Here is a 22,997-nt window from a genome sequence, read left to right as displayed (position 1 = left end):
TGAGCTGGATGTAACGAATAGTTGTTTAAATGTTCTTTTATATGTTTAATGAATTTATTCAAATAAAACAATATTATATGGTTTTAAAAGCTTCGATTGCTCGAATACGGCTTTGTTTTAAATCAACAATAGCTTTTGGATATTTCAAATCAAGATTTGGGTCTTTTGCGTAAGGCTCATGGATCATTTTGTCATCTAAATGAGCAAGTTCAGGCAACCATCGACGAATATAATCGCCTTGAGCATCGAATTTTTGTGATTGGCTGATTGGGTTAAAAATGCGGAAATAGGGGACAGAATCAGTGCCTGTTGAAGCACACCATTGCCAACCACCATTGTTGGCTGCTAAATCACCATCAATCAAATGTTGCATAAACCATTGTTCGCCTAAGCGCCAATCTATTAACAAATTTTTTGTTAGAAACATGGCAACAATCATTCTGACACGATTATGCATCCAGCCAGTTTGTAAGAGTTGTCGCATTCCTGCATCTACGATAGGAATCCCAGTTTGACCCATTTGCCATGCGGTTAAATCATCTGGTGCATCACGCCATTGAATTTTTTGTGTTGCGGCTTTAAAGGGTAGATGTTTTGAAACACGTGGAAAATCAAACAAGATATGTTGATAAAATTCACGCCATAGCAATTCATCTAACCATGTTTGTTGTCCGATATTGTCAATGTAAAAATGCCCTTGCTGTGCGCGGAAAACAGCATTAAAACATTGGCGAATAGAAAGGATGCCAATATTCAAATATGCAGAAAGTTGACTTGTTCCTTCTATGTTTGGAAAGTCTCGTTCTGTTTGATAATTAAAAATTTTATTTTCAATAAAGTCATCAAGTAATTCTAAAGCGCATTGTTCTCCAACTTGCCATTGTTGTTTTATATATTCCAGTTTGAATCCTAAGTTTTGTACAGAAGGAATTGAATCAGATATTTCTAGTTTTATCGTTTGCTGAGGCGTTGGAACAGGATAGGGTTGTGGTATGGAAATACTGAGTTGTTCATAACAATATTTTTTAAATGCGCCAAAAACTTGGTAGGGTTGATTGGATTTATTACGGATTGAGCCAATTGGAAAGATGCTACGATCATGGTAGAGAATTAAATCACGCGCAGATTGGTTTAATGTTTTTTGAACTTGAAAATCACGATCTAATTCATTTACACCAATTTCAATATTGGCATGAACATTTTCAATTTCCAATTCATGACACAATTGATTAATTTCTTTAGCAAAATCTTTCCATAAGGGAATGATGCGAATAATTAACGGAATATGGAGTGATACTAAGCTTTGTTTTAATTGCTGAATTTGGCGTAAATAGAAGTCAATTTTGATAGGTGCATCATCATGTATTCTCCATTGTTCAGGAGAAAGAATAATCAGAGCAATCGTCTGTCCAGACTGTGTCGCATGCCACAGCGCACTATGATCATGGATACGTAAGTCTTGTCTAAACCAAATCAGTTGTCTTTGCATAGCGTTTCGTAATTCACATTAAAATCATGTATTGATAATACATTTTTGATGGGCACAAAAAAGGCAAAGTATAAAACTTTGCCTTTTCGCACAGATCGTTAGATCTTAGTGGTGATGACCACCTGCACCGTGAACATGACCATGTTCTAATTCTTCAGCAGAAGCATCACGAATTTCAACGATTTCAACTTCAAAAGTAAGGTCTTGACCAGCAAGTGGGAAGTTAGCATCAACGATTACGTTGTCGCCTTCAATTGCTTTAACTGTAACGATTTGAACACCATCATCAGTTTGAGCTTGGAACTGCATGCCCGCTTCGATGTTTTCAACACCTTGGAACATTTGCGCAGGAACTTCTTGTACTAGGTCTGGGTTGTATTCGCCATAACCTTCAGCAGCAGGTACGTTTACTGTGAACTTATCGCCAACAGCTTTACCTTCTAAAGCTTTTTCTAAACCAGGAATGATATTACCTGCACCATGCAAATAGGCAAGTGGTTCACCTTGTGATTTATCGAGAGTTTCACCCTCAGCGTTAGTCAACGTGTAGTGGAAAGAAACTACGTGGTTATTTGCAATAGCAGTCATGTTATTGATCCATTCGATAATCGATAGTTTTAAGTGTACATCATAAAGTGAAAAGCAATTTTTGTAGACTAAAATTAGTAAAAAATTGCATTTTCATCATTTTTTTGACGATTTTTTCATTAATAAGGGCAAAAAATCAAATTTCAATGCAATTTAATTTTTGGTGCGATTTTTCGTGTAACAAAATCTTTAGCGGTTAGTAAGCCTGCATGTGCATAACCATAAATCGTGGCTTGATGCATACGGTACAATGATACGTACATTGATTTTGCAACAAAACCTTGAACATTGACCTGTCCCAGTAATTCGCCTACAGCTTTATTCTTGCTTAATGAGACAAGTGAGCCTTTGTCTGAGAATTGGAACATTGGTAATGGTCTACCTTTGATTCGTGCTTGCATTGCTTCAGCCAAAAAGGTGGCTTGTTGGCTTGCTACTTGTGCACGAGGCCCGAGCGGTGCTTCACGTGCATCTAATATACAGTGTGCACAATCGCCAAAGGCAAAGACATTTGGATCGGATTTGGTCTGTAATGTCGCATAGACATCTAAACGGCCCATACGGTCTTTTTCAAAGCCTTTTAAATGGGCAATCACGTCTGGTGTTTTAATTCCCGCAGCCCAAACTTTTAGTTGTGCATCAATCGAAGTGCCATCAGTAAAATAGACTTTCTCAGCATCTACTTTTTCAACACGTTTAGTCGTTAATACGTCGATTTTCATGCGCTCTAATTGATGAGTTGCATGTTCAGCAATTTTTTCTGAAAGGGCAGGCAAAATACGATCAGCACCTTCAACCAATGAAATTTTGACATTTTTCGGATTAATTTTATTTAAACCATATTTATAAAAATTCTGTTTAGCTTGTACGAGTTCTGCAGCAAGTTCTACACCTGTTGCACCTGCGCCAATGATTGCAATTTGTAGGTTGCGATCCACATCTTTATTTTGTGCATCCAAATATAAATGTAATAAGTCTTGTTGAAAAACTTCTGCTTGATGGCGACTATCCAAATAGTGACAAAACTCTTTAACACCTGGTGTATTGAAGTCGTTGGATACTGAGCCTAAAGCCAGAATTAAAGTGTCATAAGCTAAAGTAATTTGCTCATGGCTTGATTCATATTTTGAAGATTGGGTTTTGCTTAAAGTGATGGTTTTATTGTCACGATCCAGTTGCTCAAAACGACCCAATACAAACTCATAATGGTGTTTTGCTGCATGGGCATAATAATTCATTTCTTCTTCGCTTGGATTCATGGTTCCAGCAGCGATTTCGTGTAAAAGCGGTTTCCAAATATGGGTAAGCTTTTGATCTACAAGGGTGATTTTGGCTTTTTTACTTTTTCCGAGCGTATCACCAAGCTGAGTAACCAGCTCTAAACCACCAGCACCACCACCAACGATCACAATATGATGTAGATTTGACATACAAAAGACTCGATTTATTATAAAAAAGGATGGCTTAAATATGCCATCCTCTTTAAATATTTGAGTTTTTTTTGTATTACAATTTACATAAATACAATAAAACTGAGTAAAAAAGTCGGTTTTAGAAGTATTCGAATTAAAAGAGTGATTTGATCCATTCTAATAAACGTTCAAACCACGATGCTTGCTCAATATGCACTTCATCTTCAATATCAAAGGTCTGAATTAAAACATTATTTTGATAAACATTCACTTTTGCCAAATGCATAATTTTTTCAAGTGGCGCAGTTAAAGAGGTTTCATTTAATTCAACATTTAAATGTGTTTGCGTATCTTGCAAAGGCTCAACAGCAGTCAGTATGCCGTTTAAGTCAGGTTTCATTACTTTGCTGTTATTTACATCAAAGGTCATCAAATCAATTGGTGTTGGATCATTGTATAAAGATGTGGTGACCAGTTGCGGTTTTTTAGCTTCAACTTTAAACATTTTTAAAGTTGATTTGATCACAGGCAATTCAGCAATCAATTGTTTATCTTTAATTGCGACTTCATCGCGTGTGTATGCATAGCCGAGGTTCAATAGTTTATGCGCAACTTCAGCACGTTTTATGGCACTTTTAGCACCCATCACTACAACGATTAAACGACGATCTGGAGATTCTGCAATGCTAGAAGGGCGATGTGCCGTTAGTGCTAAATTATAACCTGCGGCTTTGGTAAAACCTGTTTTTAAACCATCCACACTTGGATCAGATTTTAAAACCAAATTGGTTGCATGGTGAAAGCGTTGGTTATAGCTGAAACTTGGCATCACTGAATAATGTAAGTATTCAGGTGTTTGCATGGTCACAGCTTGACCTAAAAGCGCCATATCATGTGCAGAAGAAAAGTGGTCAGGCATGGTGATACCCGGTGCATTGGCAAAATGCGTGTCTTTCATTCCCAAAGCTTGAGCTTCTTGATTCATTCGTGCGACAAAAGCGGGAACACTGCCTGAAATACGTTCTGCCAAAGTCACAGCCGCATCATTTGCTGACATGACAATCAGACCAGCAAGCAGTTGATCTACTGAAATCTGCTCGCCTTGTTTGAGATACATTTGTGATTCATCCCATTGCACCATCTGCACAACTGGGGTTGCTGTAATAATTTCTTCTTTGCGAATGTGACCTGCTTTTAGCTCTTTAAGCGCAATATATGCAACCATCATTTTGGTCATGGATGCAGGCGCACGTTGCGCATGGCTATTATATTCAGCAAGGGTTTGCCCTGTCTGCGTATCTAAAATAGTCCAAGCTTCAGCCTCAACCGTTTGAGGATTTATATTTAATAAAGCAGCATTGACCAGTGTGGAACAAATTAAGCTGAGTAATGCAATAAAATAAACGAGAATTTTCAACAGATTTACCTTTAGCCAATCCTATGGCGAGAACGCACAAACTGCGGGGAATGCTATGCCTTTTTTCAAAACAAGGCTAGTTAAAATTGCAGACAATTGCGACTAACAGCGGATGACTTTGTAAAAAAATGCTACTCTAATTGGTAATTTCTTTGTTTTGTATTTTAAATAGATGACTATGTTGCATTATCAAATTGAATTTGACGAATATCGTCAACATCTCGTTCATGTTACTTTACGTTTTCTTGCCAATCCAACACAGGTACTTTCATTACCCACGTGGATACCGGGTAGTTATTTAATTCGTGAATTTGCGAAGCATCTCGAATCGGTTAAAGCCTACGATGAAGATGGTCGTCAGCTGAAAATCAATAAATTTGAAAAAAATAAATGGCGTTTATATAACACAGACCATGAACTGATTACGGTTGAATATGATGTCTATGCCTATGATCTATCCGTGCGTGGCGCTTATGTCGATCAAACACGTTTATACGTCAATCCTGCATGCGTATGTTTAGGTTTAGAAGACCAAGAACAAGCACCGATTGAGTTGGAAATATTCTTACCTGATGGGCTCAAACATTTCCAAATAGCTACAGGTTTAGCGTCTAAAAGCTTAGTTAAAGGGCGTTACACTTTAAAAGCTGATAATTATGCTCAATTGATTGATGCACCTTTTGAATTGGCTGATCAAACTCGTTTTAGTTTTGAAGCCAATGGCATCCCGCATGAATTTGTGGTTTCAGGTCAGCATGCAATGAATGCTGAACGTATGAAACAAGACATTGAAAAAATTTGTAGCACTGAAATCTCAATGTTTGGTTCAGCACCATTTTCAGACTATACCTTTATGACCATGGCAACAGGCAATAGCTATGGTGGTTTGGAACACCCAAACAGTACCAGTTTGATTTCTCCACGTGATGATTTACCTAAAGCTGATGAACCGACTGAGCCTTCGGCGGATTATCAACGTTTCTTAGGCTTATGTAGCCATGAATATTTTCATTCTTGGTTAGTGAAATTTATTCGCCCTGAAAATTTTGCAAATTATGATTTAGATCAAGAAGGCTATACCAGCTTATTGTGGATTTTCGAAGGTTTTACTTCGTATTATGATGATTTGATTTTGTATCGTAGTGGTGTGATTTCTCAAGAGTCATATTTGAAATTATTGAAATCACAGATTGATCGTTATTTACAAAATCCGGGACGTTTTATTCAGTCTGTTTCTGAGTCGAGTTTTGATGCATGGATTAAATTCTACCGTCAAGATGAGAACTCGAATAATGCAGGAACCAGTTACTACAACAAAGGTTGCTTGGTTGCATTGTGTTTAGATTTAGGTTTGCGTTTACGTGGTTCTAACTTAGATGCTTTGATGCGCCGTTTGTACGAAAATTCTCAAAAAGGCATTCAGGTGAATGAACGTACTATTTTTGAATTGTGCAAAGAATTGACAGGTGATGATTGGACTGAGCAAATTAATCATTTGATTAACACCACCGATGAATTACCGTTAGATCAATTGTTCCCTGAATTTGGTTTAAGCTATAGTTTAAAAAATGACAAGACCTTGCCATTTGGTTTAAAAGTTGTAGAAAAGCCTGAAGGTCTACTGATTCAGCAAGCGCGTCGTGATGGTGCGGGCGTTCAAGCAGGCTTATCTGCAAATGATGTGATGGTTGCGATAGATGGCTTAAAAGCTTCTGAAAAGTTACTAAGCACATACGCAAAACAGCAAGGTACATTTACTGTTTATGCTTTCCGCCGTGATGAGTTTATACAATTTGAATTGCAGGGCGGGGAAATTGATTTAACTACTGTTGAGTTAAATGTTGTAGATCAAGCTCAAGCTGAGAAATGGTTGAAGGCTTAATCGATTTCATTTTAGATTAGCATTCATTAGATTTTTAATAACCGATGTTTAGGCATCGGTTTTTTATGCATAGAATAATTCTTAAATTTTAGACATAAAAAACCCTCAATATCTGAGGGCTTTTCAATTTAAAAATAGAATATTTTTATTTGTAGCAATTACGCTTCAATGGTTTGAACGGCAATTTTCTTCGCAGGATCCGCTTTACGACGAACTTGTGGAACAGGCTCACCGTAATATTGACGATCTGCAAAATAACTTGAACGTACCATCGGTGCAGCCCAAATATTTTTAAATCCAAGCTTGTGACCATGTGCTGTATAACGCTCAAATTCTTCAGGTGTTACAAAACGATCAATCGGTGCATGTTCTTTAGAAGGCTGTAAGTATTGACCAATCGTGACATAGTCTACGCCATGCGCATGTAAGTCATCCAAAAGTGCAATCACTTCTTCTTCAGTTTCACCAATACCGACCATCAAACCACATTTAGTTGGTACATCTGGACAATATTCTTTAAACATTTTCAATAAAGTTAAAGAGTGTTGATAGTCAGAACCCGGACGCATTGCTTTATAAAGACGAGGTACCGTTTCAATGTTGTGGTTAAACACATCAGGTGGGCATTCCGTCATGATGCGTAGTGCAACATCCATACGACCACGGAAATCTGGAACTAAGATTTCAAGTAATGTTTTTGGACTTAATGCACGTGCTTCTTTAATACAATCAACAAAATGTTGTGCACCACCATCCAATAAGTCATCACGGTCAACCGAAGTGATCACAGCATATTTCAAACCAAGATTGGCAATGGTTTCTGCCATGTGACGAGGTTCATCAGGATCAAGCGCATTTGGGCGACCATGTGCAACATCACAGAAAGGACAGCGACGAGTACAAATATCACCCATGATCATAAAGGTTGCTGTACCACCACCAAAACATTCAGGTAAATTTGGGCAGGCAGCTTCTTCACATACCGTATGTAATTTTTGCGCACGTAAAGTGGTTTTAATACGTTGAACCTCATCAGGCGCAGCCATCTTGACCCGAATCCAATCAGGCTTTCGAGGCGTTTCAACCGTTGGGATAACTTTTACAGGTATACGTGCAACTTTTTCTGCACCACGTAATTTGACGCCCTGTTCTGGTTTACGGTTCTCTGACATATTCAACTTTTCCACTGTTTTCTACGGGGGAGAGGAGATTTATTATAACGTAGAATGCGAAAAGATAGGGTAAAAACACTATTCATATACTAAATGTGGTTATCACAGAATATATGCATGTGAAATACAGAAAATTTTTTCACTTTAGTTCATAATATGCCCCTAGATATAGACTGAATTTAGTATAAGGAGCTTTAAATGCCACGTAAGAAAGAAGTCGTTAGTGGGAATTTTGTGAAATACGATGCAGTCGTACTTGGCTCTGGTCCTGCTGGTGAAGGCGCGGCAATGAAGCTTGCTAAATCGGGTAAGCGTGTTGCAATTGTTGATATACGTGAACAACTTGGTGGTAACTGTACCCATGTTGGAACAATTCCAAGTAAAGCTTTACGTCAAACAGTTTCAAGCATTATCCGTTATCAACGTGATCCGATGTTTAAGAAAGTAGGGGATTGGAAACAATTCACTATGAAACAGGTATTGCGTAATGCACATAAGGTGATTCAACAGCAAGTTGATACGCATTCACGTTTTTATGACCGCAATAATATTGATGTATTTCATGGGCGTGCTTACATTCAAGATAAGAACACTGTGATTATTTTCAGTGAAGATGGTGTAAAAGAAACTTTAGGTTTTAAACAACTTGTACTTGCAACAGGTAGCCGTCCTTATCATCCACAAGGTTTAGATTTCAATCATCCGCGCGTATTTGATTCAGACAAAATCTTAGATTTAGATTACCCGATTCATAAAATCATCATTTATGGCGCAGGTGTAATTGGTTGTGAATATGCTTCAATTTTCATCGGATTAGATCATAAAGTCGATTTGATCAATACTCAGCACCAATTGTTGAATTATTTGGATGATGAAATTGCTGATGCATTGTCTTACCATTTACGTGAACAAGGTGTGCTCATTCGTAATAATGAACAGATTGATCATTTAGAAACTTTTGATGATCATGTAGTAATGCACCTACAAAGTGGTAAGAAAATTAAAGCGGATGCTATCTTATGGTGTAACGGCCGTTCTGGAAATACCGATGGCTTAGGTCTTGAGAATGTGGGCATTACTCCAAACAGTCGTGGTCAATTGTCTGTGAATGAGCAGTACCAAACTGAAGTGGAAAATATCTACGCGGCTGGTGATGTGATTGGTTGGCCTTCTTTGGCTTCAGCGGCGTATGACCAAGGACGTTGTGCAGGCTCAAATATGAGCGGCGAAGAAAATATTAAACCTGTCACAGATATTCCTACAGGGATTTACACTATTCCTGAGATTTCATTCTTTGGTAAAACTGAAAGCCAGTTAACAGCTGAGAAAATTCCGTATGAGGTAGGACAGGCTTCTTTCCGTCATTTGGCTCGTGCGCAAATTACAGGCGATACAGTTGGTGAATTAAAAATCTTGTTCCATCGTGATACTTTGGAATTGTTAGGTGTACATTGTTTCGGAAATAATGCTGCGGAAATTATTCACATTGGTCAGGCAGTGATGCAAAGTGGAAACAATACCATTAAGTATTTTGTTGAAACGACATTCAATTATCCAACCATGGCTGAAGCGTATCGTGTCGCAACTTTAAATGGTATGAATCGTTTGTTTTAAAATGATTTATTTCCAATAATTTTATTTTTTATAATGAAAACCCGTAAGTGATCTTGCGGGTTTTTTGTGGTTATTAATTTGATTATTTAAAAGGTAAAGATTTAAGATTGATTTGAATTTGTCCAAGTGTTCACAGCATGATCAACCAGTAATTGCATATCGACGAAGATGCCATAACCTTCACCGACTTTTTTTCGTTCGCCATATTTTGAATCAACAAGTTCTTTTCCTATCGGAATAAATTTATCTACATCCATAAATTCAGGTAGATCGAATTCGACCCATTTTCGAGCGCCATTTTCAATGAATGGCGCACCTTCTTTTTCCAGTTTACGATTTGGAAAAGCTCTATTTTCTGCAAGATGTAGTGCTGTACAGCGATTAAAATCTACACCCAGTAATAATACTTTGGCTTTGAGTTGATAAAGTTTGGCTAAAGGGGATTGTTCACCAAAAGGATCATCTAAAAGGTGCTCTTTGGTAATTCCCTCAGCAGCAGGGCCTATTGCACAAAAAGATGCGAAGGGATGATAACTTCTGACTACTTTTGGCCATGTTCTAAATGATTCAGCGATTTGTCCCATTTCTCTTGTTGGAGTAGTTGTTGCTTCAAACACTGGCATGGTATCTCGAATAGTTTGAATCCAAGATTTTGGCACTGGAGGTTGGTTCCAATTGGCAGGATCTGAAATTTGTGATGAATGTGCAGGCATACATACATTTCCCTTACTTCCTACAGTTTCCAAAAGCGCTTTTATAACAGCTATAGCGCCACCATTTACCCAACCTAGCGCACTTAATGACGAATGAACAATGACAGTATCGCCGTGTTTAAGTCCAAGACTTTGCAAATCATCAATTAGGCGATCTATGGTAATTGGATGCGGTGTTCTTTCTATTTGATCTTGTTCTGACATAGACTTTTCCAAATGAATGTAATCATTAAAAACCATGTTTATTCAAAATGATTTGGCAAATTAAGTTTTAAAGTATTTTCAGTGCGTTTTAAAGCATGAGATGTATGAACTGCAATAGTTTTAATATCTGCAAAGCGTTATCATAGTGGCTTAAACAGGTTGGACAAAGCTATGAAAATTGTTGCAGATGAAAATCTAGCATTTACTGAATATTTCTTTTCAGAATTCGGAGAGATTCATCAAGCAGCAGGGCGTTCTTTAACGCATGATGATGTAGAAAAGGCTGAAGCTTTATTGGTTCGATCTGTGACGACGGTGGATGAAGCATTAATTGAAAATACTGCACTACAATTCGTGGGTAGTGCAACCATCGGAACCGATCATTTAGATATTTCTGCTTTAGAAAAACATCAAATTGCGTGGTCAAATGCAGCAGGTTGTAATGCACAAGCCGTTGCTGAGTATGTGATTACCGCATTATTGCATTTAAATCCTGAATATATTGATCAAAATAAAGCTTTTACCTTAGGTATCATTGGTTTAGGGAATGTAGGCTCACGTTTGGCTTATATGGCAAAACTGTTGGGTTGGAATGTGATTGGATTTGATCCATTTGTTGAGCATCGTGACATTCAACAAGTTGAACTTGAAACATTATTAAAAAATGCAGATGCAATTACAACACATGTGCCATTAACCAAAACAGGCGAACATGCGACTTATCATTTAATTGATGCGAACGCGCTAGCGATGATGAAACCTGAAGCGATTTTAATTAATTCAGCACGTGGCCCTGTGATTGAAGAAGCAGCATTAATGGCTGATATTCAAAATACACAGCGTAAAGTTGTTTTAGATGTATTTGAGCACGAGCCTGAGATTTCACAAAAACTACTCGATTTAATCACTATTGTTACACCACACATTGCAGGCTATAGCTTGGAAGGGAAAGCTCGTGGTACACAAATGATTTATGAGGCGTTTTGCAAAAATTTTGGCTATCTTGCAAATAAGAAGTTTGAATCACAGTTACCGACCTGTGAGCAGTATTTTTATGGCAATAATATTAAACAGATTCTAAAAAAATATTTATCTGAAATTTATGATATTCAGCGTGATGACGATAATTTAAGAGCGTGTTTAAAGGATGGTAAGGTTGATCAAAAAGCGTTTGATTACCTCAGAAAAACTTATCCTTTACGCCGTGAATGGGCTGCGCATGGAGGGCCTAAAGCATGACTCAACCAGTTCAGAACATGATTCAATATCAACCGACATGCGATATTCATGCACTTAAATCTCGTGCCAAAATGTATGCACAAATCCGTCAGTTTTTTGCAGAAAAAGATGTGTTAGAAGTTGAAACTCCTGTGCTTTCTCAAGCAGGTGTAACCGATGTGCATTTAGCTTCTGTACAAGCGCAGCGTCATGTGCAAGGGAAGAAGCAAACGCATTATTTACAGACTTCCCCTGAATTTGCCATGAAACGTTTATTGGCGAGTGGTAGTGGTGCTATTTATCAGATTTGCAAAGTGTTTAGAGATGATGAGCATGGTCGTAAACACAATAGCGAATTCACCATGTTGGAATGGTATCGTCCGCAATTCAGTCTGAAAGATTTGATGTTGGAAGTGACTGATTTATTAAATGTTGTACTTGCTCAGCGTTTTGGTGAAGTCCGTCCAACAGTGTTGAGTTATAAACATGCATTTATGGATCGTTTGGATTTAAACCCACTCAAAGCAACGTTGAAAGAGTTAAAAGATGCTGCGCATCGTGTCGGTTTAAATTTAGATTTAGGTGACGATCGTTTGGCTTATATCGACTTATTATTTTCACACATGGTTGAGCCAAGTTTGGGTTTTGATACACCCGTGTTTTTAACTGATTTTCCACCTGAAATGGCATCTTTAGCAAAGACTAAGCGTGATGAAGATGATGAGCTCGTTGCAGCCCGTTTTGAGCTTTATATTGAAGGTTTAGAGCTTGCTAATGCTTATGATGAGTTGATTGATGCAGATGTTTTACGCAGTCGTTTTCAAGCAGATAATGCAGAGCGTGAAAAGCTCGGTTTACATGTAATGCCGATTGATGAGTATTTATTGGCAGCATTACCAAATATGTCGGAATGTGCCGGTATTGCTTTAGGTATTGATCGTTTATTGATGATTGTGATGAATCAAATGAAGTTAGAAAAGGTGGTTACGTTTCCAGCGGGTGTGTCTTAAACTTTTATTATCACAGCAAGATCTTGTTTTATTTCAGGATAAATAAAGAGAAGTTTTATAATATTCATTGGAACTTTGTTTAAATGGTTTACATTGTCTATAAGATAGACTTGAGATTAGTAGAAATAAAATGTTTAATAATCAGAGCCTTCCTACGCAAGCTGAATTTGAAGAGTTATTTATCAATAACCATTCTTTGGATAAAATTCATGCATACCTGAATAGATTTAATCCAATCAATGTAATGAAAATGTCAGGGCAAGAGATTCGACATTCTAATATATTAGCTTGGTTGTTAGACCCTTCAGAAACCCATGGGCTTGGAGACCGTTTTCTTAAATCATTTCTTACCGAGGCCTTACGAGGTGAATATAGTAAAGGTGGTCTAACAGCTGTGGATATTATCCAAGCAGATCTTAGAAATGTCGAAATTTTAAGAGAATGGCAAAATATTGATATCTTTTTGCTTTCTAGACAAAATAATTTTGCAATTATAATTGAGAATAAATTTAGCTCAAAACAGCATAAAGGGCAATTGAAAAAATACATTGATAAAGTAAAAAACACATTTAAAGATAGTCAATCAGCTTTGCAAATTAAAGGAGTTTTTCTCACACTGCATCATGAAGAGGCTGAAGATCCGAGTTATGCATCTATTGGTTATGATGCTATTTGTGAAATTTTGCCCTGGGTTATGGCTGTTGAAGGTTCATCTTTATCCAAACAAGTTTCAGTATTTATTAAACACTATATAGAAACTATCAAAGAGGCTACAGGTATGAGTGAAGAGCTAAAAGAAATGGAGAAATTAGCTAAATCGCTTTATAGACAAAATCGGAAAATACTTGATTTTATTTGGGAACATGGAACTTCTACAGAATTTAATTTAGCTTTAGATGATTTATTTGGTGATGAATGGCAAGAAAATGAATATGTGATTTTAGAAAAGAATAAGCAAAAAATACTAAATCTTTGGAATAGTAGCGATAGGTTTAGTTTTTTACCCTATGAATGGAATAAGTCTCTTGGTGGATACAATCAGAAATGGGAAGGGTGTGAAAATTGGTGGTCAGGTTATCCCGTGATTTGTTGGATTCAACTGATTCGAAATGAAGATTCATCAGGAACTCTTCGCTTATTTGCCGAAGTAGGTCCTTTAGAAAATCACGCAGATAGACAAGAACTTATTCAATATATTAAAAATATTGCTTATAAAGAGAATTTAAAACAAGTTAGTTTTCAAAAAGGTGCTTCTGATATTGGCCGTAAATATTCAAAATTTTTTAAAAATAATTCTAGGAAAGTTGATGATGTACAAGATGTAGCTAAAATAGCTGAAGGTATAGAAGATTTATTGCATAGTTTTCAAGATTGTTTAAAAAAAATTTCTATCGCTTTAGATCAGTTTTACAAAAGCATTCACCATTAGAAATTATCTTAAGCAAGTAAAAGATAATTTTATTTGCTTAAAACTCTACTATTGGTAAAACTCCCCCCATCCCTGAGAGGAATTTTATTTAACGTCAGTTCGGGATAGATTTTGATGTAAGTTATTGAAAAGATAGATCAGGCACAGCGGAGTCTCACCGTTTAAAGTCAGATGCAAGGACTAACCTTCGGTTCGACCTACTTTTCTTTCGGGAAAAGTAGGCAAAACCATTTGTCAGTCGCCAACTCGACAGATACCATCAAGTATCTAATATCTTGCAAAAACAGTATATTGCAGATGTAGTCCTGCCTCGAACAATGCGACTGACGTTTCCGTGTATCATATAGCTGGGAACATATCTTATCCCGAACTCAGGTTATTTATTAAGCCGTATGGCTATGGTGACCTAACTCATGCTTTAAATGTGCAATGGCTTCAATACGTTTTTGAATCAGCATTTCACCAATATCAGAACCTTGAACTTCTGGCGGTAAATCTGCTGCTTTAATTGTTCGTACAATCTTTACAGCATCCAAAAGATAACGAGCTTGTGGATATTCACGGGTTTCCATACCCAAGCGACCTTTAGCATCGCACTCACAGGCTTGAATAAAGGCTTCAACACGCTCAGGACGACGCAATACGTCTAAACGTTGTAAAAGACGCCACACTGTACCCGCTTTCAAAGTAAATGCTTGATGACACTTTAAGTGTTCTTTACATACCGCCAAAGCAAGCTGCTTGGTTTGCGTTGGAACTTTTAAACGATCACAAATTTCTGTAACAGGCTGAATACCACGTTCTTCATGCATGATATGACGAGGTAATTCTTCCTTAGGCGTTAAAGCCTTTCCTAAATCATGCACCAATACCGCAAAACGTACATCTAAAGAATAATCAGCTTTACAGGCTTGTTGTAACGACATGAGCGTATGAATACCACAATCAATTTCAGGGTGGTATTCAGGGCGTTGTGGAACGCCAAACAAAGCATCAATTTCAGGAAATAGGATTTTTAAAGCACCACATTCACGTAATACTTCAAAATACACATCAGCATGCTGTTCCATTAAAGCACGCGAAGTTTCTTTCCATACACGTTCAGGCGTTAAAGCTTGTAATTCACCAGACTCAGCCAATTGACGCATTAAAGCGAGTGTTTCATCTGCAATACGAAAGCCATATTGCGTATAACGTGCAGCAAAACGAGCAACACGTAAAACGCGCAAAGGATCTTCAGCAAAAGCATCAGATACATGACGAAGAATTTTATTATTTAAATCATCTTGACCATGATAAGGATCAAACACTTGTCCCGAACCATCCATTGCCATTGCATTAATGGTTAAATCACGACGAATTAAATCTTCATCTAAGGTGACATTGGGATCAGTAAAAAATTCAAAACCATGATAGCCATGCCCAGATTTACGTTCAGTACGGGCAAGCGCATATTCTTCTTTTGTTTTGGGATGCAAAAAAACAGGGAAATCTTTGCCTACAGGTTGATAACCTTGGGCGAGAAGTTGCTCAGGTGTAGCACCGACAACAACGTAATCTTTTTCGTGATAGGGATGACCGAGTAAATGATCTCTGACGGCACCGCCTACTAAATAAACTTGCATGAAAAAACCTCTATTCTCAGTGTCATCATGCAACAGAATAGAGGTTTTCTCAAGTGCTGAAGTTCAGCGATTTGCTAAACTTCGGCCGTATTGATGTCAGTGTTGATGCCAAATTGACTTTAATATTAGCCTTGAGCTTGTTGAATCTCAGCAACAGTTAAAGCAGTCATATTCACTAAACGACGAGTCGTTGTTGTCGGTGTTAAAATATGAACTGGTTTTGCAGCACCAAGTAAGATCGGACCAATAGTCACATTATTACCTGATGTAGATTTTAACAAGTTGAATGAAATATTCGCAGCATCAAGATTCGGCATGATTAACAAGTTTGCAGAACCTTTGAAGCGTGAATTTGGGAATGCGAAATGACGAATATTTTCATCAAGTGCCGCATCCGCATGCATTTCACCTTCAACTTCTAACTCAGGTGCAATCTCAGTTAAGATTTCAAATACTTTACGCATTTTTTGTGCGCTAGGATCATTTTGATCTGAACCAAAGCTTGAATGAGAAAGCAATGCAACACGTGGTGTCATACCGAAACGACGTACTTCTTCAGCTGCCAAAATAGTCATTTCAGCAAGTTGTTCAGCAGTTGGGTTGGTATTGACATAAGTATCGGCAATAAATAGATTGCGATCTTCAAGCATTAAGGCATTCAAAGTAAAGAAGTTGTTACGACCTTCTTTCAGACCAATGACATGTCTTACGAAATCTAAGTGAATATCGTAGCTCGCATAAGTACCACATAGCATACCGTCTGCTAAACCATGACGAACCAACATTGCAGCGATTAGGGTAGAACGACGACGTGATTCACGTTGTGCATATTCAGGAGTTACACCTTTACGTTGCATGATGTTGTAATAATCATCTGCAAATTTTTCGTAATCAGGGTTTTTCTCTTGATCAACAATAGTGATATTTACGCCATGCTCTAAACGCAAACCTAATTTTTTGATATTCGCTTCGATTACTGAAGTACGACCAACAAGGATTGGCATAGCCAAACCTTCATCTACTGCAATTTGTACTGCACGTAATACACGTAAATCTTCACCTTCCGCATATGCAATACGCTTAGGCGCAGTTTTCGCTTGAGCAAAAATTGGTTTCATCATCAAAGCAGAGTTATAGACAAACTCAGATAAACGTTGACGATATGCAGAGAAATCTTCAATTGGACGACTAGCAACGCCAGAATCCATAGCTGCTTGTGCAACAGCAGGTGCAATTTCAAGAATTAAACGTTGATCAAGTGGGCGTGGAATTAAATAATCACGACCAAATGAAGCTGATTTTTCACCATAAGATGCAGCATCAGCTTCAACATGCGCCATACGAGCAATTGCGTGTACGCATGCAATCTTCATTTCTTCGTTGATTGTGGTTGCGCCTACATCTAAAGCACCACGGAAGATATAAGGGAAGCAAAGTGCATTGTTTACTTGGTTTGGATAGTCTGAACGACCAGTCGCCATAATGACATCATTACGAACTTCATGTGCATGTTCAGGTAAAATTTCAGGATCTGGATTCGCCAATGCAAAAATGATTGGATCAGTTGCCATCACTTTAACCATTTCTTTGGTTAAAATTCCCGCTGCTGAAAGACCAAGGAACATATCTGCACCTGCAATCACGTCTGCAAGTTGATTGCCTTCGATATCTTGTACATAGCGTTTCTTAGATTCATCCAAACCTTCACGACGTGTCGTTAACAAACCACGTGAGTCGGCAACAATGATGTTTTCTTTTTTTGCACCAATGGCACAAAGCAAATCTAAGCAAGATAGGGCAGCAGCACCTGCACCAGAAGCGACGATTTTAATTTCGTCAATTTTCTTACCGTTCAATTGCAAAGCATTGAGTAATGCAGAACCAACAATGATTGAAGTACCGTGTTGGTCATCATGGAACACAGGAATTTTCATGCGTTCACGAAGCTTTTGTTCAATGTAGAAACATTCAGGTGCTTTGATGTCTTCTAAATTGATACCACCGAAAGTTGGCTCTAAGGCAGCAACGATATCGACAATTTTGTCTGGATCATTTTCAGCAATTTCGATATCGAATACATCAACACCAGCGAATTTTTTAAATAAAACGCCTTTACCTTCCATTACAGGCTTTGAAGCCAATGGACCAATGTTTCCTAAGCCTAAAACAGCAGTACCATTACTGACCACAGCAACCAAATTTCCGCGAGCAGTATAAAGCGCTGCCTTAGATGGGTCTTTTTCAATTTCCAAACATGGCGCAGCAACACCTGGAGAATAGGCAAGTGCTAAGTCATGTTGATTGACCAGTTGTTTACTTGGCGTAACGCTAATTTTTCCTGGGGTAGGAAATTCATGGTAATAAAGAGCTTGCTGTTTTAATGATTGATCGTCCATTTGAATCTCGATTGTTACAATGTTCCAGCGAGGCTGGTCGTTTTGGCTAAATATGAATGAATATACCATTTGTTGAGCGCTATCGACAGTCAAAAAGTATATATTTCAATTCTAGTTATAGATAAAAAGTCTAAAAGAGGTATTAAATCGTGATCAGTTTATGTTGTTCTAAATACTGCGTGCTTTCTGTTGCAGTGAGCGGTTTAGAGAAATAAAAACCTTGAAGAATATGACAGCCGTGTTTTTCTAAGAAATCAATTTGTTCTTTTGTTTCAACACCTTCAGCGACCAATGTAATTCCTATTGCCGTACCCATAGCAATAATAGCATTTACAATAGCTTCATCTTTTTCCTGACCAATTTTAGAAATAAAGGCTTTATCAATCTTCAAAACATCAATCGGGTAGCTGGTGAGATAAGACAAAGATGAATAACCAGTACCAAAATCATCTAAGGAAATTGAAATCTGACGGTCTTTTAATTGTTGTAACAATTGATCGACTTGCTCTGACTTATCCAATAAAGAGGATTCAGTCAGTTCCAGCTCTAACATTTTCCCAGAAATGTTGTGTTTTTTAAGAGCATAATCTATATCGTCAACCAAATGCCCACGATGAATTTGCTGAGCGACGATATTGATTGAAACTCGGAAGTGATCAAATCCTAAGATTTGCCAATGATGAATTTGTTTACAGGTTTCATTGAGTACAATTAAACCGATATCTGAAATTAAATTGGTTTCCTCAGCCAAAGGAATAAATATATCAGGTGCTATATAGCCGAGTGTAGGATGATGCCAACGGACAAGCGCTTCAAAACCATAAAGCTGATTGGTTTGAATACAAATTTTAGGCTGATAATTAACAGATAATTTCTGTTCTTTGATTGCTTTTCTAAGTTCATTTTCAAGGTTAATGCCTTGATTTAAAGTTGGTATTTTTGCATTTGAATAGAATTTTACAGCATCACCACCCAAGCGTTTTGCTTCATCTAAGGCAAACTCTGCATGGCCATTTAAACTGTCTAATTGCAAACCATGTTCTGGGAATAATGCCACACCAATAGAAATAGTAATCGTTTGGTCTTGTCCATTGACATCAAACGGATGTTTGAACGCATGTAATATATTTTGTGCCTGCTGGTGAATGGAAAGATTTCCACAGGTCAAATTATAGATCACAGCAAAATCGTCATTGTTTAGATATGCGGTGATGGATGCATTTGCACAGCAGAGTCTTAATCGCTGAGCAACTTTTATCAATAATTCATCACCATGTTTCTGGCTTAGGGAATCATTGAATGCTTTAAAACGGTCAATATTGATACGCAAAACAGCAAAATGTTTAAATAAATTAGAATATTCTGTCAGATAATTATGCAGTTGTTGTTGGAAATAAAAACGATTCGGAAGATCCGTTAAAATATCATAATGTTTTAAATATGAGAGTTTGCGTTCTTGTTTTTTACGATCTGTTAAATCAGTAATAATACCCACATAGTTTACAACTTTGTCTTTTTCATCATGAATAACATTGATGTGAATCCAAAGCACTAACTTTTTACCAGAAGTAAATTCGATGTGTAACTCTGAATCAAACTCACCAGTTTCTATCAACTGCTGTGTCATCTTGATATACGTTTTTGAGGCATAAGAGCCCGTATTGACTGTAATATCAAATAAATGTCGGCCAATAATATCTTCCTGTTTATACCCCAGTAGTTTTTCAAAGAATTGATTCACTTCTACATAACATAGATTGCTATCTAAAACGAAAATACCTTCAGCAACATGAGTAAAAACATTCGCAGCAAGTTTTAGCTTTTCTTGATCAGATTTTTCTTTTTGGATATTACGATGAATACCGACCATTCGAAGTGGTTTATTACTGGCATTTCGTGCAATGACACGACCAATATCCTGAATCCAACACCATTGATTATTTCTCTTGATTCTATATACAGCTTCAAAACGGTCAGTTTTGCCTTTAATGTGCTCGATAAGTAAAAATTTATATTGTGTAATATCATCAGGATGAATATGTTCTGCGAGATTATGATTATGTTTTAAATTGATTTGTCTAAACTCAATTTCATTGTTGGCTTTGGCAATTTCAAAAGTTCGTTTTTCAATATCCCAAATCCATGAATTAATCCCCGCAGTTTCATGGGCAAAATCTAAATTGGCTTGATGATTTTCTAAACGATCATTGATCTGTTTCAGATCGTTGACCCTTTCTTTCACTTTCTGCTCGAGTAATTGATTGTGGAGTTGTAATTCATTTTTAACTTCTTCTGTTTTCGTAAACTCTTTTTGCAATTGTGTTTGTAGCTGTTTAGATTCATCTAAATGGCGTTGTGATTGTTCAACTAATTTTGTGTTGTTGAGATTCAATATTTTTAAGCGATTATGCATACGATTTGCGATTAGTGCGCTGATAAATATAGTAGAAAACCACAATGTGGTAATAACGCTATAAAAGATGAATTCTTCATGGAAGAACAATAATTGTGCACAAATAGCAGGTAAGGCTGAAGGTAAAAAAATACAAAGAAAATAACTAAAACGCTCAACCAAATAGGTGAGTGCCATCACATAAGTAATACTGAGTAATAAACCCGATAAAATAATAATTTGAGTGTGATCGAGTTCAGGATTCTCAATTTTTAAAAAATAATAAATAATGCATATACCAATGCCTAAGGTACTTCCAATCACTAGGCAGAAAAATTGAAACAAAGCATCAATTTTATCTGTATTATTTTTAATCTTATTTTTCTTTAGATATGAAATAGAAAATATCATTCCAAAAATAAGACTAATTAAAATAAAAAACCAATTATTTAAGTAGTTTGAATAATTATTGAAATATAAATAATAGATAAAAATGTCAAAGAAGCTTGCAAACAAAACCCATGCAAGAAAAATTTGCATATGATCTGCCATACTTTTGACTTGTAATGCATTCATGCTTTTCGAAAGAAGCTCATCCTGAACATCCATCATTTGCTGCTGCACCTTATTTCATTTGAATAATATCGAACTAAAAGTAATTAAAAAAAGCATGATTGTTTTGTATTTTAATCGAATTAAAAACGGATACTTTTAGTGTAAAATACTGTGTATTAATCACAATTGCAATAATTTTTTAGTAAATAGATCACTATTTTACAATTATATGATTCAAAATTGATAACGCAACGACAGGTGCTGTTTCAGTACGTAAAACTCTGTCGCCAATACACCAATTTTTAAAACCAAAATCATTTGCATCGGCTATTTCTTGCTCAGATAAGCCACCTTCAGGGCCAATTAAAAGCGCAAGATGATTGTGAATATCAGCAAGCGGATTTAGGTTTTCTTTATTCGGGGCCAAAACTAAGCGTGACTCAGGTAAATCAGTTTTCAACCAGTCTTGTAAAGATTGCGGTGCTCGTATTTGAGGCACTAGATTCATACCACATTGTTCACACGCCGCGATTGCAATACCTTGCCAATGATCAATCTTTTTTTGATCACGATCATATTTTAAACGCATTTCACAACGCTCAGAGGTCAGTAACTGAATTTCTGATACGCCTAACTCTACTGCTTTTTGAATCGCGTAATCCATACGATCCCCTTTGCTCATGACTTGACCTAATAAGGCCGTAAAAGCAGGAGTTCGATTGTCTGGATTAAATGCTGTAATTTTTACAGTCGCAGATTTCTTAGAAACGTCAATCAGTTCCGCATCATATTCACCACCTTGTCCATTGAACAAGGTGGCTTTTTCACCCACCTGTGCACGTAAAACTTTAACCCAATGATGAAATACTGTTTCTGTGAGTTGTACATTCACATCGACAGCTAAATCAGTTTCAATATAAAAACGGGGCATTCAATTTTACTCAAGTCGTGGGTTTAAAATTATGCTAAACCGAGGTCTAGTACAAGTTGACGGTTTGGTTCTGTATGGTTCATCGAGTAGAAGTGTAAACTCGGTGCACCACCTGCAATCAGGCGTTCACATAGTTTCACCACAACTTCATGTCCAAATGCTTTGATACTCGCTGTATCATCACCATAAGTCGCTAATTGTTTACGAATCCAACGTGGAATTTCTGCACCTGTACCATCAGCAAAGCGAATTAAGTTGCTTGCATTGGTAATAGGCATAATTCCTGGAGCAACTGGAATATCAATCCCTTGCTTTTGAATACGTTCTACAAAATAGAAATAGGCATCTGGATTAAAAAAGAATTGCGTAATTGCAGCATTTGCTCCCGCTTTTACTTTTTCAGCGAAATGTTTAACGTCCGCATCAAAGTTATCCGCTTGAGGATGCATTTCAGGGTAAGCTGCAACTTCAATTTTAAAATGATCACCTGAATGTTCACGAATAAAACGCACAAGATCAGTTGCATAAGGTAATTCACCTAATCCAACTTGTCCTGATGGTAAGTCACCACGAAGTGCGACAATACGGTCAATGCCTTGCGCTTTATACAAATCCAGTAATTCAGCAATACGAACTTTATCATCACCAATACATGAAAGGTGAGGGGCTACAGGAGTACCTTTGCCATTAAAGTCAGTAATTGCAGCAAGTGTGCGTTCACGTGTAGAACCACCTGCGCCATAAGTCACTGAAAAGAATTCAGGATTAAGCAGTTGTAATTCTTGATGAACAACCTTAAGTTTTTCCGCACCTGCGTCTGTTTTTGTTGGGAAAAACTCAAACGAAATTGGAACACGTTTAGTCATGGTTAAATCCTTTTTATAATACTATTTTAATTACTTTAACCTCTCCCTAACCCTCTCCTATAAGGAGAGGAAACCAAGTCCCTT

General features: G+C 37.1%; 16 protein-coding genes. 5 read left to right on the top strand and 11 right to left on the bottom strand.

Annotated features, from left to right (window positions below):
* Positions 1–73 precede the first annotated feature (73 nt).
* The 4 genes from GGG_RS0104980 to GGG_RS0104965 form a co-directional block, all read right to left on the bottom strand.
* Complete coding sequence (locus tag GGG_RS0104980; RefSeq protein ID WP_010112766.1) at positions 74–1,489, bottom strand: deoxyribodipyrimidine photo-lyase; 1,416 nt, start codon at positions 1,487–1,489, stop codon at positions 74–76.
* A 105-nt stretch (positions 1,490–1,594) separates the two neighbouring features.
* Positions 1,595–2,077, bottom strand: coding sequence for a peptidylprolyl isomerase (locus GGG_RS0104975; RefSeq protein ID WP_010112764.1), 483 nt, complete (start codon positions 2,075–2,077; stop codon positions 1,595–1,597).
* 143 nt (positions 2,078–2,220) lie between these two features.
* On the bottom strand, positions 2,221–3,507 hold the full coding sequence (locus GGG_RS0104970; protein WP_010112762.1) for an NAD(P)/FAD-dependent oxidoreductase: 1,287 nt from the start codon (positions 3,505–3,507) through the stop codon (positions 2,221–2,223).
* A gap of 136 nt (positions 3,508–3,643) precedes the next feature.
* A complete protein-coding gene (locus GGG_RS0104965) occupies positions 3,644–4,906 on the bottom strand; it encodes a D-alanyl-D-alanine carboxypeptidase PBP6B (protein WP_010112760.1) in 1,263 nt (420 codons plus the stop codon).
* A 178-nt stretch (positions 4,907–5,084) separates the two neighbouring features.
* On the opposite strand from GGG_RS0104965, the gene GGG_RS0104960 reads away from it, so the two are divergent.
* The gene (locus GGG_RS0104960) at positions 5,085–6,788 is read left to right on the top strand and encodes a M61 family metallopeptidase (protein WP_010112758.1); all 1,704 of its coding nucleotides are present in this window, start codon (positions 5,085–5,087) and stop codon (positions 6,786–6,788) included.
* Between the two features lie 158 nt (positions 6,789–6,946).
* On the opposite strand, the gene lipA is transcribed toward GGG_RS0104960, so the two are convergent.
* Positions 6,947–7,960, bottom strand: coding sequence for a lipoyl synthase (gene lipA / locus GGG_RS0104955; protein WP_010112756.1), 1,014 nt, complete (start codon positions 7,958–7,960; stop codon positions 6,947–6,949).
* A gap of 198 nt (positions 7,961–8,158) precedes the next feature.
* Here lipA and sthA point away from each other — a divergent pair, with 198 nt between their 5' ends.
* Complete coding sequence (sthA, locus tag GGG_RS0104950; RefSeq protein WP_010112754.1) at positions 8,159–9,574, top strand: Si-specific NAD(P)(+) transhydrogenase; 1,416 nt, start codon at positions 8,159–8,161, stop codon at positions 9,572–9,574.
* A gap of 101 nt (positions 9,575–9,675) precedes the next feature.
* Here sthA and GGG_RS0104945 read toward each other — a convergent pair whose 3' ends face one another.
* Positions 9,676–10,491 (bottom strand): aminoglycoside N(3)-acetyltransferase, encoded by an 816-nt coding sequence (locus GGG_RS0104945; protein WP_010112753.1) that lies wholly within the window; start codon positions 10,489–10,491, stop codon positions 9,676–9,678.
* Positions 10,492–10,662: 171 nt separating this feature from the next.
* Between GGG_RS0104945 and GGG_RS0104940 the strand changes: the two genes are divergently transcribed.
* The 3 genes from GGG_RS0104940 (at position 10,663) to GGG_RS0104930 (ending at position 14,148) form a co-directional block, all read left to right on the top strand.
* Complete coding sequence (locus GGG_RS0104940; RefSeq protein ID WP_010112752.1) at positions 10,663–11,730, top strand: 4-phosphoerythronate dehydrogenase; 1,068 nt, start codon at positions 10,663–10,665, stop codon at positions 11,728–11,730.
* Between the two features lie 17 nt (positions 11,731–11,747).
* Positions 11,748–12,719: an EF-P lysine aminoacylase EpmA gene (gene epmA / locus GGG_RS0104935; protein WP_171057660.1), complete on the top strand. Its 972-nt coding sequence runs from the start codon at positions 11,748–11,750 to the stop codon at positions 12,717–12,719.
* Between the two features lie 130 nt (positions 12,720–12,849).
* Positions 12,850–14,148 (top strand): PD-(D/E)XK nuclease family protein, encoded by a 1,299-nt coding sequence (locus GGG_RS0104930; protein ID WP_010112750.1) that lies wholly within the window; start codon positions 12,850–12,852, stop codon positions 14,146–14,148.
* Positions 14,149–14,531: 383 nt separating this feature from the next.
* Here GGG_RS0104930 and GGG_RS0104925 read toward each other — a convergent pair whose 3' ends face one another.
* The 5 genes from GGG_RS0104925 to metF form a co-directional block, all read right to left on the bottom strand.
* Complete coding sequence (locus tag GGG_RS0104925) at positions 14,532–15,773, bottom strand: multifunctional CCA addition/repair protein (protein WP_010112749.1); 1,242 nt, start codon at positions 15,771–15,773, stop codon at positions 14,532–14,534.
* Between the two features lie 125 nt (positions 15,774–15,898).
* Positions 15,899–18,169 carry an NADP-dependent malic enzyme gene (locus GGG_RS0104920; RefSeq protein ID WP_010112747.1) on the bottom strand — a complete coding sequence of 757 codons (2,271 nt, stop codon included), beginning with the start codon at positions 18,167–18,169 and terminating at the stop codon, positions 15,899–15,901.
* Between the two features lie 142 nt (positions 18,170–18,311).
* Positions 18,312–21,185 (bottom strand): EAL domain-containing protein, encoded by a 2,874-nt coding sequence (locus GGG_RS0104915; protein ID WP_227500483.1) that lies wholly within the window; start codon positions 21,183–21,185, stop codon positions 18,312–18,314.
* A gap of 145 nt (positions 21,186–21,330) precedes the next feature.
* Positions 21,331–22,047 (bottom strand): 16S rRNA (uracil(1498)-N(3))-methyltransferase, encoded by a 717-nt coding sequence (locus GGG_RS0104910; protein ID WP_010112743.1) that lies wholly within the window; start codon positions 22,045–22,047, stop codon positions 21,331–21,333.
* 29 nt (positions 22,048–22,076) lie between these two features.
* A complete protein-coding gene (gene metF / locus GGG_RS0104905) occupies positions 22,077–22,913 on the bottom strand; it encodes a methylenetetrahydrofolate reductase [NAD(P)H] (protein WP_010112741.1) in 837 nt (278 codons plus the stop codon).
* Between the last annotated feature and the right edge of the window lie 84 nt (positions 22,914–22,997).

The organism is Acinetobacter sp. P8-3-8 (assembly GCF_000214135.1).
Lineage (GTDB): Bacteria > Pseudomonadota > Gammaproteobacteria > Pseudomonadales > Moraxellaceae > Acinetobacter.
Note: the sequence above shows the minus strand (reverse complement) of the source record. Positions and strands in the feature narration are given on the sequence as shown.

Coding starts and splice junctions, on each gene's coding strand:
- metF (WP_010112741.1), bottom strand. CDS start 22,913: ATGACTAAACGTGTTCCAATTTCGTTTGAGTTTTTCCCAACAAAAACA.
- GGG_RS0104930 (WP_010112750.1), top strand. CDS start 12,850: ATGTTTAATAATCAGAGCCTTCCTACGCAAGCTGAATTTGAAGAGTTA.
- epmA (WP_171057660.1), top strand. CDS start 11,748: ATGATTCAATATCAACCGACATGCGATATTCATGCACTTAAATCTCGT.
- sthA (WP_010112754.1), top strand. CDS start 8,159: ATGCCACGTAAGAAAGAAGTCGTTAGTGGGAATTTTGTGAAATACGAT.
- GGG_RS0104970 (WP_010112762.1), bottom strand. CDS start 3,507: ATGTCAAATCTACATCATATTGTGATCGTTGGTGGTGGTGCTGGTGGT.
- GGG_RS0104940 (WP_010112752.1), top strand. CDS start 10,663: ATGAAAATTGTTGCAGATGAAAATCTAGCATTTACTGAATATTTCTTT.
- GGG_RS0104945 (WP_010112753.1), bottom strand. CDS start 10,491: ATGTCAGAACAAGATCAAATAGAAAGAACACCGCATCCAATTACCATA.
- GGG_RS0104975 (WP_010112764.1), bottom strand. CDS start 2,077: ATGACTGCTATTGCAAATAACCACGTAGTTTCTTTCCACTACACGTTG.
- lipA (WP_010112756.1), bottom strand. CDS start 7,960: ATGTCAGAGAACCGTAAACCAGAACAGGGCGTCAAATTACGTGGTGCA.
- GGG_RS0104980 (WP_010112766.1), bottom strand. CDS start 1,489: ATGCAAAGACAACTGATTTGGTTTAGACAAGACTTACGTATCCATGAT.
- GGG_RS0104910 (WP_010112743.1), bottom strand. CDS start 22,047: ATGCCCCGTTTTTATATTGAAACTGATTTAGCTGTCGATGTGAATGTA.
- GGG_RS0104925 (WP_010112749.1), bottom strand. CDS start 15,773: ATGCAAGTTTATTTAGTAGGCGGTGCCGTCAGAGATCATTTACTCGGT.
- GGG_RS0104960 (WP_010112758.1), top strand. CDS start 5,085: ATGTTGCATTATCAAATTGAATTTGACGAATATCGTCAACATCTCGTT.
- GGG_RS0104920 (WP_010112747.1), bottom strand. CDS start 18,169: ATGGACGATCAATCATTAAAACAGCAAGCTCTTTATTACCATGAATTT.